The 14,503-nt window shown below is 57.8% G+C and carries 12 protein-coding genes; 1 reads left to right on the top strand and 11 read right to left on the bottom strand.

Annotated features, from left to right (window positions below; genetic code table 11):
• Positions 1-2 precede the first annotated feature (2 nt).
• The 11 genes from G494_RS0117070 to G494_RS0117015 all read right to left on the bottom strand — a co-directional run bounded on the left by G494_RS0117070 (position 3) and on the right by G494_RS0117015 (position 12,067).
• Positions 3-1,646, bottom strand: coding sequence for a flagellar hook-length control protein FliK (locus G494_RS0117070; RefSeq protein ID WP_028585479.1), 1,644 nt, complete (start codon positions 1,644-1,646; stop codon positions 3-5).
• A gap of 104 nt (positions 1,647-1,750) precedes the next feature.
• Positions 1,751-2,266 (bottom strand): MotE family protein, encoded by a 516-nt coding sequence (locus G494_RS0117065; RefSeq protein ID WP_028585478.1) that lies wholly within the window; start codon positions 2,264-2,266, stop codon positions 1,751-1,753.
• Between the two features lie 39 nt (positions 2,267-2,305).
• Positions 2,306-2,737 carry a flagellar export protein FliJ gene (gene fliJ, locus G494_RS0117060; protein WP_028585477.1) on the bottom strand — a complete coding sequence of 144 codons (432 nt, stop codon included), beginning with the start codon at positions 2,735-2,737 and terminating at the stop codon, positions 2,306-2,308.
• A 113-nt stretch (positions 2,738-2,850) separates the two neighbouring features.
• Positions 2,851-4,224 carry a FliI/YscN family ATPase gene (locus G494_RS24210; protein WP_035247276.1) on the bottom strand — a complete coding sequence of 458 codons (1,374 nt, stop codon included), beginning with the start codon at positions 4,222-4,224 and terminating at the stop codon, positions 2,851-2,853.
• 86 nt (positions 4,225-4,310) lie between these two features.
• Positions 4,311-5,099: a FliH/SctL family protein gene (locus tag G494_RS0117050; RefSeq protein ID WP_028585476.1), complete on the bottom strand. Its 789-nt coding sequence runs from the start codon at positions 5,097-5,099 to the stop codon at positions 4,311-4,313.
• Entirely contained in the window at positions 5,086-6,099 is a 1,014-nt protein-coding gene (gene fliG / locus G494_RS0117045) for a flagellar motor switch protein FliG (protein ID WP_028585475.1), read from the bottom strand. Before fliG ends, G494_RS0117050 begins: the two co-directional genes overlap by 14 nt.
• 112 nt (positions 6,100-6,211) lie before the next feature.
• Positions 6,212-7,810 carry a flagellar basal-body MS-ring/collar protein FliF gene (gene fliF / locus G494_RS0117040; RefSeq protein ID WP_028585474.1) on the bottom strand — a complete coding sequence of 533 codons (1,599 nt, stop codon included), beginning with the start codon at positions 7,808-7,810 and terminating at the stop codon, positions 6,212-6,214.
• A 309-nt stretch (positions 7,811-8,119) separates the two neighbouring features.
• On the bottom strand, positions 8,120-8,416 hold the full coding sequence (gene fliE, locus G494_RS0117035; protein ID WP_028585473.1) for a flagellar hook-basal body complex protein FliE: 297 nt from the start codon (positions 8,414-8,416) through the stop codon (positions 8,120-8,122).
• A gap of 4 nt (positions 8,417-8,420) precedes the next feature.
• Positions 8,421-8,852 carry a flagellar basal body rod protein FlgC gene (flgC, locus tag G494_RS0117030; RefSeq protein ID WP_028585472.1) on the bottom strand — a complete coding sequence of 144 codons (432 nt, stop codon included), beginning with the start codon at positions 8,850-8,852 and terminating at the stop codon, positions 8,421-8,423.
• A 234-nt stretch (positions 8,853-9,086) separates the two neighbouring features.
• The gene (gene flgB / locus G494_RS0117025; protein ID WP_028585471.1) at positions 9,087-9,500 is read right to left on the bottom strand and encodes a flagellar basal body rod protein FlgB; all 414 of its coding nucleotides are present in this window, start codon (positions 9,498-9,500) and stop codon (positions 9,087-9,089) included.
• A 125-nt stretch (positions 9,501-9,625) separates the two neighbouring features.
• Positions 9,626-12,067, bottom strand: coding sequence for a tetratricopeptide repeat protein (locus tag G494_RS0117015; RefSeq protein ID WP_028585470.1), 2,442 nt, complete (start codon positions 12,065-12,067; stop codon positions 9,626-9,628).
• Positions 12,068-12,484: 417 nt separating this feature from the next.
• Here G494_RS0117015 and G494_RS0117010 point away from each other — a divergent pair, with 417 nt between their 5' ends.
• The gene (locus tag G494_RS0117010; protein WP_028585469.1) at positions 12,485-14,293 is read left to right on the top strand and encodes an ATP-binding protein; all 1,809 of its coding nucleotides are present in this window, start codon (positions 12,485-12,487) and stop codon (positions 14,291-14,293) included.
• Positions 14,294-14,503 lie beyond the last annotated feature (210 nt).

The raw sequence follows: 14,503 nt of genomic DNA, 5'->3' as shown, positions 1-14,503 counted from the left end.
CCTTATACCCGTAGGCTCAGGCGCTGCTCTGCAGCAGGTGCTGGTTCTGTTTCCGCTCCGTCGGTCTCGCTGGGGACGCTGGTTTGGGTATCGGTTCTGAAGGCTTGCGCCAGTTGATGACGTGCTTCGTTCTCCTGGAAGCGTTGGCCGTCATACTGGTCGCTGGGAGCCACGCTGATCTCCACCTCACTCAGGTGCAGTCCCTGTTGCTCCAGTGCATCCCGGAGTCTGGGCAGGTGGCGATCCAGCGCCTCCTGGGCCTGTGGGTTCTGGGTGGTGATGTGGGCCTTGATGTTGTCCTGTTTGACCTCTATCTCCAGCCGTAGTTCGCCCAGTTCCTGGGGGTGAAGTCTGAGATGAATGGATCCGGACTCCAGCTTGGTCGTGGCGCTGAAGTGATTGATCACCTGATCCATCACCGCTGCTTCCGGAACCGTGATCCCGGAGGGCAGCTGTAAGAGCGGGGTGCCCGGAGGAACAGGGGCTGCGGCTGTCGGGCCGAGGGAGCTCCCGGCCGGGTTGAGGCTAAAAGAGGAGGCAGCCAGGTTATCCTTGGCCGGCTGTTCGGAGATGTTGAGGTTCTCCTGCTGGAGCAGGGCTTCAGGGTTCTGCTGCTGGTTCCCCTCACCGCTGGCTGCCTGCTCCTGACCTTGATTCAGCATGGCCTTGACCGAATTGCTGGGAAGAGTGGAGTGGATGTAATTACTGTTGGCGTCCTGGCGGATTCCGCTCTGCTCCCTGGTGCCGGCCTGGCCGGAGGCGGCAATCTTTGCCGCTATCTCTTCGTTGTCACTGGATTGGTAGACCGTAATCAGCTGGCCCTGGGGGGAAGAGGTGATTTTTTCCGGAGCCGCCTGAGCGGATCCAGCTGCTCCAACAGCTGCCTGGGGCTGTTGCCTGGTCCCAGCGGGCAGCGACGACTGTTGCTCCGGAATCGGTGTCTGGGCAGTTTTTCCAGCCGGTTGCAGGCGGAGTTCACTGATGCTGCTTCCCGGAGCCGTGCTCAGGGTGTAATCCCGCTCTCTGCCGCTGCTGCCGGTGGCCTGGGCTGGCTGGGGGGTCAGCTCCTGCGCTGTCCCCTGTTGCCTGCTGGGATGGATCTGGGCGAGGGATGCCCTGGTGCCCTTATCGGTTTCCTGTTGTCCGTTGAGATGGATCTGGGCAATGGAGCCCCGGTCGGCCCCGTTGTCTCTACCCGGGCCGGGCGGAACGTTCGGCGTCTCCGGAGATCCCGAAGCCCTCGTTCCCTCTGTGGAGCGGATAATCTCTTTCAGGAGGCCTGCCAGCGCCTGCTCCTGGCGCTCCTGTACGGGTGACAGCTGGGCCATCGTCTGTTCCTGGGTGTGTTGCCCGGGCGATAGCTGGGCCGCCAGCGCCTGCCCTGCATTAAGCTGTTGAGGTTGTTGGGGCTGTTGTGCGTCGATCGGCTGGAGGCTGCCTCCAGCCAGGGGCAGCTCCCTTGGCTGGATTTGGAGCGAGAGCTCCCTGTCCGGGCCAAGCTGGAAGGGAAGGATCAGGTTTTGGTTCTCGGCAGCTAAGGGTTCCGCCTCTTCCGGCTGGCTGCTTGCGGCTGGCATCTCCGGGGCTGGATCGTGCCCGTCTGCCGCCTCGGCGGAGGCTTGGGGGGCTGCTGCAGCCAGGTGCATGGAGAATCGCTCCTCCGGCACCGCTGTGCCAGCCGCTCCTTGCCGTCCGGAGGGTGGTGGGGCTAAAAAATCTGCTGGGGAAGAAGAGAAGGCCTGCATCTAGTCTAAGGGGTCTCCAGGTTTGAGAAGGCAGTTGTCAGTGCGGCGGCTCTCTCACGATCCATGTTGTTGAGCACTCTTGCTGCGGCTTTGGTTTTCATCTTTTCCAAAATAGAAACTGCCAGCCCTTGATCCAGGCTGGTGAAAACACGAGCCGCTTTTTCTGCCGCCATTTTTTCGTACATCTTGCTTAAATCCTTAATCCGCTTCAGCTCCCGAGCATCCTTGTCAGCGAGCAGTTCTTCCAGCTGCAGACGTTGCTGTTTGAGCTGGCTTAGTTTTCTATCGACTTCTTCCTGTAAACTCTTTAGCGCCTTTTTTTGAGCAGCGAGATCTTGTCGCTCCTGTTCAAGGCTTGTGCGTTCCTCCTTGAGGGCCACCAGGAGGCGGCGCTCTTCCACAGAGGCGTATTCCTGGCCATTGCCTGCCGCAGGACGATCGTCAACTGGCCCTGGTTCAGCCAGGGCCAGGCTTGAGAAGAGGAGAAGGGGGAACAGGTAAACAAGGCGGCGTGGTCTCATGGGGATACCCTGAAGCAGTAAGGTGATGGAACTCTGTTCCTATCTGTTGTGATAGAGAACGGCCAGCTCATCGAGCATGGCCTGTTCCTTTTTGGTGAGATATTTCCGGAAGGCGAGGTTTTGCTGGGCTTCCATTTTTTCTATAATCTGTCGATCTTGACTCGCCTTGAGCAGGGCCTGACGTTGCTTGTGGACCCTGGCCTGCACCTTTGCCATGGTTTCCCTGGCCAGGGCGAGCTCCTCCTGGACCCTGGATACCCTGTTCTCGATCATGATCAGTTGGCTGATGGTGGTGCCTGCGGTCTTGTGCTGCTGGCTAGAGTGGTAGAGCCCTTCAAGTTCCTGCTGATGACGGGCAAGGATCTGTGAGGCCTTGGCCTCCTCTTCAAGGGCTGTGGCAAGGCCCTGCCTGGCGCTGCCTTCCAGTCGACGACGAAATTTGAGGACAGCGTGGAGTTGGAAGGCTTGCATGGTCGGCTCTCTCTGTCTCTCTGCTCAGGGATTCTTGATAGCTGCAGCCACCGGTTCACGGTGGCCGGGTCTGTCTGCAGCGCCTGCTCACAGGGCGGACGGCAAAGGTGTTCTCAGCCGCTCCCTGATTTTCTTCGGTCTTTGCCTCTTCGGCTGGGGCGTCTCCGGTCACTGCCAGTTCGCTCACTGACCAGGGAACCCATGACACCGGTCGTCTCTTCCAGGCTGAAGGCCTCGTTCATGCCCTGGGTGAGGAAATCGTTGATCGCGTCGATTCTGGAGATGGCGTAGTCGATTTTGGCGCTGCTGCCGCCGGAGTAGGCGCCGATGTTGATCAGGTCCTCCGACTCCTGGTAGACCGCCATGACGCTGCGGATCTTGCCGGCCAACTCCAGGTGCCTGGGGCTGACAATATCCCGCATGACCCTGCTGGTGGACATCATCACATCAATGGCCGGATAGTGATTCTTGGCGGCAATACTGCGGGAGAGGACGATATGGCCGTCAAGGATGGAGCGGACCGCATCGGCAACGGGTTCGGTCAGGTCATCGCCGTCGACCAGCACAGTGTAGAGGCCGGTGATAGAGCCCTGGTTTTGGAACTTACCCGCCCGTTCAAGGAGCTTGGGAAGGGTGGCAAAAACTGAAGGGGTATATCCCTTGGTGGTCGGGGGTTCACCGATGGCCAGGCCGATTTCCCGCATGGCCATGGCAAAGCGGGTGACGGAATCCATCATCAGGAGCACATTTTTACCCTGGCTGCAGAAATATTCGGCTATGGCCGTTGCCAGGTAGGCGCCCCTCATGCGGAGCAGGGGAGGATGGTCCGAGGTCACCGCAATGATCACTGAGCGGGCTAACCCCTCTTTGCCCAGATCACGTTCGATGAATTCCCGTACCTCCCGACCACGTTCACCGATCAGGGCAATGACATTGACATCAGCCGTGGCATATTTGGCCATCATGCCGAGGAGCACGCTCTTTCCCACCCCTGAACCGGCCATGATCCCCATGCGCTGACCCACGCCGCAGGTCAACATCCCGTTGATGGAGCGGATCCCCAGATCCAGGGGCTGGTCGATGGTATCGCGTTGCATGGGTCCCGGTGGGAGGGCATAGAGCGCTTGCTGCCGGTCCAGGTTCAAGGCAGGTCCGTCGTCCACCGGCTGTTCCATCCCGTCAATGACCCGGCCCAGCAGCTCCTTGCCCACCTTGATCACCGCCTGCTGGTTGCGGACTCGAATAAGCGCGCCCGGACCCAGGCCGCGCAACTCTCCCAGGGGCATAAGCTGGGCCCGGTCGTTATTGAAACCTACTATCTCCGCCGCCACCGGCGTCCCTCCCCCCAGGGGAATGATCTCGCAGAGCGAGCCGATGGAGGCCTGGGGACAGGAGCCCTCCACCACCAGGCCGACAATGCGCTGCACCTTACCGTAAACCCCGATGGGAGAGAAGTTGTCGAGTATGCTGGGCTCAGGTAGAAACATGGGCAAAGAAGCTCCTTGGGCGCTGATCCATACCGTGGGGCGGCTGCCTGCGGTCCCGGATAGTGATCGCTCTGTTTGAAACCGGCTCAGAGCTGATCGGTTGCGGCCTGCTCTCGATCCTCCGGGGGCTGCTCCAGGGGCGGGGTATGCTCTTCGAGAAAGATTCTGGCATTGTTCAGTTGCATCTCCAGGGTGGCGTCAACCGAGCAGGTGTTGGAGTCAAGGCGGCAGCTGCCCCTGGCAATCTCCTGGTCCGGTCGGATGGTGAGCTGTTTGAGTCCGCGTACACGGGAGATCAGATCAGGGCTGGCCTGTTGCGCGATCTCCAGATCATCAGGATGGATGGAGACGATGAATTCCTCGCTGGCAATGGCCTGCTCCAGGGCAACTTCAAGGCTGTTGGCAATGATATCGCGCCGCGTTTCCAGTTCCTGACCGATAATCTTCCGGCAGAGACTGATGGTGGTGTTGATGATCTCGACCCGGTGCTCTTCCAGGAGTGAGCGGTGGAGCTCGTCGAGCTGGCGGCAGCCCTTGGCCAGGGCCTCAACGCCTGAGAGGAGCTCCTCCTGGTAGTGAGCGCGGGTGTCATGTACCCCCTTATTGTAGGCCTCTTCCTGGATCTGTGCAATGTCAATCAGCTCCTCCTGGTGGATGGCTTCCTGCTCCTCTTCCGGGATGACCGGCGCAGCCTCCTCGACCGGCGGATCGATTTCCGGGGAGGGCGGGGGGGCCGCTGCCTGTTCCTCTACAGCCTCCTCTTCCTGCTTCTCCTCCTGTTCCTCTTCCCTGACCGGGGGGAGGGTGATCTCCTCCTGGACCAGAGGGGTCGGCATGAAGGCCGCGTCATGTTTGTAGACCTTAGACGAGTTCATCTCCGCCTCCTCGGCCAAGGACCAGCTTCCCCTCTTCTTCCAGTTTCATGGCGATCTTGACGATGGTCTGTTGCATGGCCTCCACCTCTGAGAGCCGGACCGGGCCAAGGGCTTCCAGGTCGTCTTTGATCATGTCTGCTGCCCGGGCAGACATGTTGGAGAAGATCTTCTCCCTGAGTTCTTCGGAGGCCGTCTTTAAGGCCAGGGTCAGGGAATCGTTATTGATCTCCCGGAGGATCATCTGCATGGAGCGGCCATCCAGGGCGCTGAGATCTTCAAAGGTAAACATCAGCTTTCTGATATCTTCCACCATGTCCGGATCAATTTCTTCCAGATTATCCAGGATGTCCGAGTCAAGGTTGTCGGTCATGTTGTCCAGGATCTCGACCACCTTGGGGACGCCGCCGACCTGTCGCTGATCCTGGCCGCCGGCAACCACCCCGATCTCCTTGTTCAAGGCCTCTTCTATCTGGTTGATGACACTGGGAGAAACAGCGTCTAGGGTGGCGATGCGATAGATCACATCGGCACGTTTTTCCTCGGGAAGGTTGGCGATGATGGCGCTGGTGTGTTCCGGGGTCTGGGTGGAAAGAACCAGGGCCACGGTCTGCGGATGCTCCCTCTCCAGCAGTCCTGCAACCATGGGCGGCTGCATCTTGGATACCGTCTCCAGCGGTTTCCCTTCGGTCCCGGAGACGAACTGGCGCATCAGGGTGGAGACCCGTTCCTCACTGCCGGCTCCGGCAATGGTCTTTTTGGCAAAGTCCTGACCCCGAACGACCAGGCCTGCCTGGCTCTCGATGGCGAGCTCAAAGTCCTCCAGGACCCGTTGCTTTACCTTCTCCGGGATGTGTTCAACGGTGGACATATATCTGGAGACTTTAAATATTTCGTCGTCGGAAAGTTCCCGCATGATCTTGGTGGCGGTCTCCTCGCCAAGGCAGATCAGCAGGATAGCAGCTTTACTGATTCCGTTGAGTTGTTTGTCAGGTGCAGCCATAAATATCTGGTTAATGATTCGATTTGTAAGGGGGGGGCAAGCTCACCTCCGGCTCAGGATCCCTTGGTTTGAGGGTGAATCCGTCGCCTTTTTTTCGGGTACAGCTTCTCTCTCAACTCTCTTTGATCCAGCTCTTTAAAATATGGGCACTAAAGACCGGATTGGCATCAACGTTTTTCCGGATTCGCATGATTGGGTCCTTGAGCATCAGCTCTTCCCGTTCCTGTTCCACCGCTACCTTGCTCTTTTCCGCCTCTTCGGCCTCCAGCTCCTCCACGGTCTTGAAGTGCTGGGTGGTTTCGCCGCGCAGGATCTTGATCACCGGCCGAACCATCAGGAAGTAGACCAGCAACCCGCCCAGCAGCAACAGGCCGTAGCGGATGATAGGCATATACTGGTTCAGGGCAGAGGCGGTCAAGCCTTCATCCCCGGGTAGGAGCGGCGCCTCGCTGAAGGGCATGGAGGTGACCTCGATCTTGTCGCCCCTGGTCTTATCCAGTCCCAGGGCGGAACTGATCATCTTCTCCAGGGCCAGGAGTTCTTCCTCGCTGCGCGGTTCCGAGCGCTCCTCCTGCTCCCCGCTTGCGGGCAGGAGTTTGTCTGCGACCAGCACGGCCACGGAGATTCTTTTAATGGTGCCAACCGGGTTGACGGTTTTGGAAACCACCTTGCTGATCTCGTAGTTGGTGGTTTTTTGTGAGCGCGAAGAGGGGGGAGAGGCCCCGGCCATGGGGTTGGTATTGCCCTGGAGGTTGGATTGGACCCCCGGGACACCGCCGACAATCTCAGAGCCTGATTTTTCCTCACTGAGCTGTTCGCTGCGGATGACCGGTTCTTCCGGGTCAAAGAGTTCCTCTGTTTTTTCGGTGTGGGCAAAGTCCAGGGCCGCCGTTACCCGGACCATGGCATTCTTGGAGCCCAGGGCCTTGTCCAGTAAAGCCTGGGCACGCTCTTCCAGGTGCTGTTCAACCTGGAGTTGGAACTGGAGCATGTCCGGCGAGAGGTTGCCGATCATGTTCCGATCACCGGTCTGGGTAAGGACATTCCCGTTCTGATCGATGATGGTAACATCATCCTGGCTCAGCCCCTCGATGGAACCTGCCACCAGGTGGGTGATGCCCTCCACCTGTGATTCAGCCAGCCGCCTGCCTGGGGCAAGTTTAATGATCACCGAGGCGGTGGCCGGCTTTTGTTGATTCTTAAAGAGCCTCTTCTCCGGGAGAACCAGGTGTACCCTGGCCGTTTCAACCGGGCCCAGCGAGGCTATGGTGCGAGCGAGCTCTCCCTGTAAGGCTCTGGAGTAGTTGACTTTTTGAACGAAGTCGGTGAGGGCGAAGGATTGTTTGTCAAAGATCTCAAACCCTACCCCTCCCCCCTGGGGGAGGCCTGCCGAGGCCAGGCTTAATCTGGCCTCGTGGACGCCGCTGCTGGGGATCAGAATATTGCGACCGTTGTTGTTGAGTCGATAGGGGATGTTCTGGCCCTTGAGCCATTCAACCATGGCCGCAGCATCTGACTTGGCCAGGTTGCCGTAGAGCAGTTGGTAGTCTGCCGTCCGTGCCTGGAGAATGATGACGGCAAAGAGGATGGCCGCGCCGGCGGTTACCGCCCCCAGGGCGATTTTACGCGACAGCGGCCAAGCTCTGAGGGTATCGATCAGGGTTTGCCAACCACTTTTATCTGCTTGGACAGGGGGAGTTTCTTCAGCCATAAAGCATCCTTGCCGGGTAAATCAAAAACTTGTGGCTACCTTGAAAATCAAAAAATCGAATGTTTCAGAGTACCCATGTGATGAGCGGGGTAATGGTTGCCGGATCCTGCACGCGGCTTTCTGATAAGGTACAATACCCAGCAGAATTATCTATCCATCTAAACAGGGGGCTGATTTTATTTCTCCTTTGAGTCCGGGGGGCAGATCTATCTTCATGGTTTTTATGAAAAAAGATCTGTCCCCTGTCTCTGTATTAAGAAATTCAATCTGTCTCCTGAGCCTAGGGTTTCATAACTGATCAGATTCGGCTTAGACCTGCATCCGCATGATTTCCTGATAGGCCTCCAGGGCCTTGTTGCGCACCTGGACCATGTAGCGCAGGCTCACGTCTGCCTGCTCCATGGAGATCATGGCTTCGTGAAGATTTTTTTCGCCGCCTGCATGGAGCTCCTGGATCGCCTGATCAGCCTGCTGCTGCTCACCGCTGACGCCTTCGACCATATTGCTGAGGATCTCCTGGAAGGAGTCGCTCAGGTTGGCTACCTCAGAGGCTTCGTTCTTGACCGGGGTGAGGGCGATCGGGGGGATGTTCTGCAAGGGTAGCATCTATCTACCTCCCTATTTCCAGGGCCTTGAGGGCCATTCTCTTGGCCGATTTGATGGTGGTGGTGTTGGCCTCGTAGGAACGGGTGGCCGACATCAGGTCAACCATCTCCTTGATGACGCTGACATTTGGGAGCGCGATATAGCCATCATCGTCTGCATCGGGATGTGCAGGGTTGTATACCTTCTGGGGCGGCTCCTGGTCTTCGATGATCTTGGCCACCTTGACGCCCTCTGCGTGGTTGTTGATCGATTTGTTCAGCTGGTTCTTAAACGAAACCGGCTCGGATTGGAAGACTACGGATTTCTTTTTGTAGGGACCGCCCTCGGGCGTGGAGGTGGTCTCTGCGTTGGCCAGGTTGGAACTGATGGTGTTCAGCCTGGTGCGCTGGGCCTTCAAGCCCGAGGCAGCGATGTCAAAGGTGGTGAAAATATCCATAGTGGCTCTCCATGAAGTGATCTCTCTGGTACCCGGATGTCTGACTGGTTTGCGCCCGTGTTCAGCGAAGCACCTTGAACACGGCTGACGGCTTCAGGCGAGTTTGAAAAAATGATCCTTTCAAACGACCCTTTCATCTTGTCGGCCCGGGACAGGGGACGACCTGCCCGCCTCTTGTGTTGAAAAGCAGGCTGCCCCTGGCCGGGTCTGGCTGGTATTGATAAATCATGCAATTTATGCGCCACCGTTGATGGTGTATTTGAGGAGTGACATTTTTTTGTTGAGCATGGTGACGGCTGCCTCGTAGAGGATCTGGTTCTCTGAGAGTTTGACCATCTCCTGGTCAACGCTGACGCTGTTTTCGTCGCCGATGCCGGTGCGGTCCACGGTCTCGCTCAGGGTGCCCTCCACCTGGGAGAGGTGAGAGGGCGCCAGGGGGATATGTTGGGGATGGGTGGCCACCGGCTTAAGGTTGCCGTCGGCCATTGCACCTTTCAGCGCGTCTTCAAACTGGAGGGACTTTGCGGCATACCCAGGGGTCTCTGCGTTGGCGATGTTGGAGCTGATGACCTGCTGATTTTTGGCACGCAGATCAAGGACCTTCTGCAGCAGCTGCATGGTGGTGTCAAGCTGTTGGGGGATGGACATCTCTCTACTCCTTGGGTTATTGCAGCTCAAGGCTACCTTGAAGAATTGCTTTTTCTTCCAATCTCTGCGTTATGATGAAGATCTTATCCTCGGAATCTGCGCTTGGCAGATCTTGATCGAATGATCTAGTTCTTCAAACTACCCTCAAGCTGGAGGATTGCGATCTCCTCCCGGGCCAGTTTTTTCCAGAGCGGGTCTACTCCTTCCTCGGCTAGTTGTTGCAGCCGCTTAAGGGCCTGCTGACGGTTGTTCTCTCGTAGGCGGATCTGAGCGAGGCGGAACTGTGCCTGGTCCGGGGCTGTTTCCTGGTCGATCACGCTCAGAAACAGGGGTTCAGCCTTGTCCATCATGCCGGTCTGGAAGTAGGACTCAGCCAGCATCATCTCTCTCTCCGGGAGACTGTCTGCTCCCTGCAGGGAAGGCGCGGTGGTCAGGGCTGCTATCACCTCCTGCCACTGGTTCTGGTCGTAATAGATCTGTACTGCCAGTTTTTCGATCTGGGCAGAGGAGGGTCGATCTTGACTGTCCAGCAGCTGGCGGACCCGCTTCAGCTTGTCTTTCTTGAGTAGGGCCTTGAGCCGGAGCAGGAATACCTCCGGCAGGAGGGTGCTTTGGGGGTAGCGAAAGGTGAAGCGATCTGCGTAGTCCTCAATGGCCTGGTACTGGCCGTCCTGGTAGAGCGACTCGATCAGGGGGAGGTAAATCTTTTCCTGCTGGTCACCGCTGGAGGTGTCAAAGAGATACTGATAGGTTCGGGCGGCGCGATCAAAAAAACCGAGGTTGGTGTATGCCGCGGCGAGATCGTAGAGCAGGTTGTTGGAGATCCAGCCACGGGCAAAGAGTTGTCGGTTCTTTTGGGCAAGGACCAGTGCCTCGATATAGTGTTGTTTGTCGACCAGCTCGCTGACGACCTGGGGCAGCTGCTCTATGATCAGGGCCCTGGCATCCACCTTGAGTGCGGCCGATTGAAATTCACGCAACATGAGCAGGCTTTGCCGGATGGCCGCCAGTGGGTCGCCGTTTAACAGGTGGACCAGGGCCTGCTTGAAGGTCGCCTCTTCGCGCAGGGCAACGGTATTGGCCTTCAGGGCCATCTCTGCATAGGCCCTGAGGGCCTGCTCTGGAGTCAGTCGTTTGGCAGTGAAATCCTGGTCTATCTGTTTGAGGCGGGCTCTGTAGGCCCCCTGCATTCCTGGATAAATTTCCTGGACCAGGGCAAGGTCCTGGGAGAGCTGGCGCCTGTCCGTGGTTGCGCGGTACTGGCTCATGGCCAGGCGGAAGAGAACCAGATCGAGATGATCCTTGCCGTTGAGCAGTTCCCGGAGACGGGAATACCTTTGCCCTGCCTGTTCGTAGCGTTTGAAGCTGTAGAGGAGGTCAGCAAACCTGGCCAGGGATTCAGGGATACGGTTGATCCCTCCGCCCTTCTCCTTAAGCTGCAGGTAGGAGACCAGGGCCTTGATTCGCTGCTTGCGGAGGTAGTGGAGGTCTGCCTGACGCATCAGGCGAAGGGTGTTGGCCTCCTTGGCAAAGCCGATATCATCCCGTTTGAGCTGTTTTTCTGCATCATCCAGGCGACCGATATCCATCGCTGCCTCGGCCAGGATCAGGGCAAAGTAGGCGTTGAAACGGGGGACAGGTCCTATGCGCTCTATCGCCTTTTTCAGTTCATAGTAGCCGAGAAAGTCAGGCTCATGGACCGTTCGCAGATAGACAAACAGGTAGTCGGCCAGGGCGGCCAGGGAGGTGTCAGCGTAGCGATGGCTGATCTGCTGGAGGAGGCGATGGGGTTCCCGGTACTCTCCTGCGCGAACCAGTGCTTCTGCGTAGCTCAGCAGGAGTCGGTCGCGGAGCAGTTCATCCTCCTCCTGCTCCAGCTGCTCCTGGAGCCCTTTACCGGTCAACAGCCAGTTGCCCTGGGCCGCCTCTTGGCGGATGGATTCGGGCAGCCAGCTCTCAAGGGGAAGGGGCGGCCGGAGAGCTGCGGCAAGGGGAAAGGGGGGCAGGGTGAAGGTTGTGGGGAGGGGGATTGTAAGCGGTGTTTCGTATTCGTTAAAAAAAGAGGCCCATCTGTCGACATATCCGGAAATGTGGATTGGATTGGTATAGTCGATGGCATCACGGTTCAGCAGGGTCAATCCTTTGAGTTTTGTCGACAGATCCGGGTGCATCGCGGTAAAGGGGTTGCCCAGCGAGATGTCGAGCATGAGGGAGGCTGGCTCCCTGCGACTGGACTCCACCACCTTCTGGGGAGGGTAGCGAAAGAAAAAGGAGAGGAGCAGTCCCTTGTCCAAGGGGCGACGGAGTATCTTGACAATGCGGTCGTCTGGCTGCAGCTGCTCCAGGTTGTCTGCGGCTTTGGTGCCGGGGAGGAGCAGGTCGATTCGCCGATGATGACTGGTGAGCTCATATTTCGGTAAGGTCGTAAAGCGGAGGTAGAGCTGGGTCGAGCTGGTTTCATCGGTTCGATTGATCGAGGTCAGCAGGGGCGCAGCTTCGCAGTTTCGCGCTAACAGGGCGAGCAGGGTAAAAGTAAAAACAAGGAAGGCGGAGGTGGTCTTGTGCATATTTCGTCTTGGCTGTTGAAGAATTACCCTCTCTGTAAGCAATATGCATTCCATAGTAAGGGGCCTGCCCCTCTGGGGCTAAAGGTGGATCTGGCGGAGATGCTCGATCTTTGCAGGCAATCTGGTGGTTGCCGTCCAACTCGGCGACTGCAGTGGCCGTTGAGATATGTTGACAGGAGGAAGGGAGGATGAGGGTCAAAATTTTGGCAACCAGGGTTTTGAGTCAAAAAAATGGTATTCATTTGCACATCTCTCTGCAGGGTGGGTATACTATTCCTCTAGACAGGCGGGCACCGTGAAGCCGGAGCCCTTAAGAATGCGTACTCAAGCTGAAGAAGAGCGGGGGGTGGAGCCCCTGTGCAGGGCCTTGCTCAACCCCTGTCTCTTCCAAGGCCTGTGATAGAGACTGGTGTACCCATGGTGATGGATTTAAGAGAAGAACAGAGGCTGCTCAGGGGCTTTTTGAAAGAGCTTTTTGAGATGATACGGGAGGTCGAACCCTTTACCCTTGCCTTGGCTGAAGATCCTGAACGGATTGAGATTGAAGAGCGGGTTGTCAAGGGCTGTTATCGGTTGTTTCATTCCATCAAGGGAACCGGAGGTTATTTTAAACTTGATCAGCTGGTTTATCTTGCCGAGGCCTATGACTATGTTCTTGATATGGTCCGTTCCTCCATCATCCCCCTGGAGCCGATCCAGATCAAGCTCTTGGCTGATGGTTGTCGTTTTATCAGGGAACATCTGAGCTCGATCTGGGAGGAGCAGGGGGATGCGGCCCTGAAAACAGAGGCCCGGGCCCTGTCGACAGCGATCCTGCAAACGGTTTCCTCTTCCGGGGCGCAGCAGGCAGCTCTGCAGCCGCCATCCCAGACAGCGACACGCTTGGAGGTGCACTGTGGGCTCTTCGAAGAAATCGGGGAGTTGCTTGAGCTGGCTGAGCAGGAGTTTGTGCTCTGGGACTATATAGCCCTGGATCATGACCGGGTAACCGAGCTCTGCCGGGTGATTGACCGTTTACAGAGAAATTTCTCCCTGATTGAGAGCAGTGATCTGGAGCGGCTAACCCAGGTCATGGGGGCGACGCTCAATCGTTTTCTGGGAGGCGCGTTTTTCCAGGGCGAATATCCGGAACGTTCCTTTATCCGGGCCATTGATGCCATACGTACGACCATGGAGTGCTCCCCTGGCAGCGGCCTTACTGCACTGAAGGAGATGGATAGTCATCTCGTTGCGCTCCAGGGGCTCATTCGGCAGCCCATTGGCGAGATGTTGGTCCAGGCAGGGTTGGTGCCTACCCAGACGGTGGAAGAGGCCCTGGTCCGGCAGAGAGACCCTCAGCAACAGCCGCCGCGCCGCCTGGGTGAAATGCTGGTTGAGATGGGAGAGGTCAGTAAAGAGGAGATCGAGCAGCTCCTGGAGAATCAGCATCGGCAACAGCTGCACAGGAAAGAGCTGAACCAGGAGCTGGCTGTTCAGGATGGTCGGCCCGCGGCTGGAAAGGGGGAGCCGTTTTTGACCACCGATCTGCGCCTGGATCAAGAGAGCAGTCAGCGCCTCTGCAGCTTGGTCGATCAACTGATGAAGATGCACCAGGATCAGGGCTCGGTGCCCGAGCCGCTGTTGGAGTTGAATCGACTTTGCGCACCACTGCGAAACGCTACCATGCAAAACCTGATACCGCGGTTGAAGCGTTTTGTCCATGATCGCACCGTTGCTGCCGGGAAAAAGATCTATTTTACGGTGCAGGGGGTTCGTTCCGAGTTGAAGAGCGAGCTGGTGCTTGCCCTGTATCAACCGCTTTTGGAGTTGCTGGCGAACAGTATTGAGCATGGGCTGGAGGAGCCGGAAGAACGGGCCGCTGCAGGTAAGAACAGCAAGGGCCGGTTGAGCTTGCTCTTTTTGCTGAAGGGTGAAGAACTCTGGGTCAGCGTTGAGGATGACGGCCGGGGGCTCGATCTGGATACCATCAGCCGGCTGGCAGGGGAGCGGAAGATGGTATCCCAGCAGCAGCTGGGGGAGATGACCAGCCGGGAGAGGGCGGCCCTGATCCTGGAGGACGGGCTGAGCACCGTTGACGACCAGAGGGGGCAAGCTGGTCGGGGTTTGGGGATGGCACGGCTTGCCGAACAGCTGGAACCCTTGGCTGCGACCATCGATGTGCTCTCCCGGCCGGATAAGGGGACTCGGGTTACCCTCCGCATTCCCCAGGCAAAATTCGGCGTGTAGCAGACCGGGGGGAGCGGTTCCGGACCAGGAGAGAGGGCGGCCTCATCCAGGGGCGGAACGGACCGGCTCGATATTTGGCGAAGAAGACTTGCTTTTCTCTGGTCTGAATTGATATGATGGCAGGAAGAAATTAATGCGTCTCCGGAAGGGCTTGCCTGGGTGTTGACCCTGGTGAGGTTCTGATGATAGGCGGGGTGTCATAGTCCAAGG

Origin of the sequence: Desulfogranum mediterraneum DSM 13871 (genome assembly GCF_000429965.1) — a bacterium.
Lineage (GTDB): Bacteria > Desulfobacterota > Desulfobulbia > Desulfobulbales > Desulfobulbaceae > Desulfogranum > Desulfogranum mediterraneum.
Note: the sequence above shows the minus strand (reverse complement) of the source record. Positions and strands in the feature narration are given on the sequence as shown.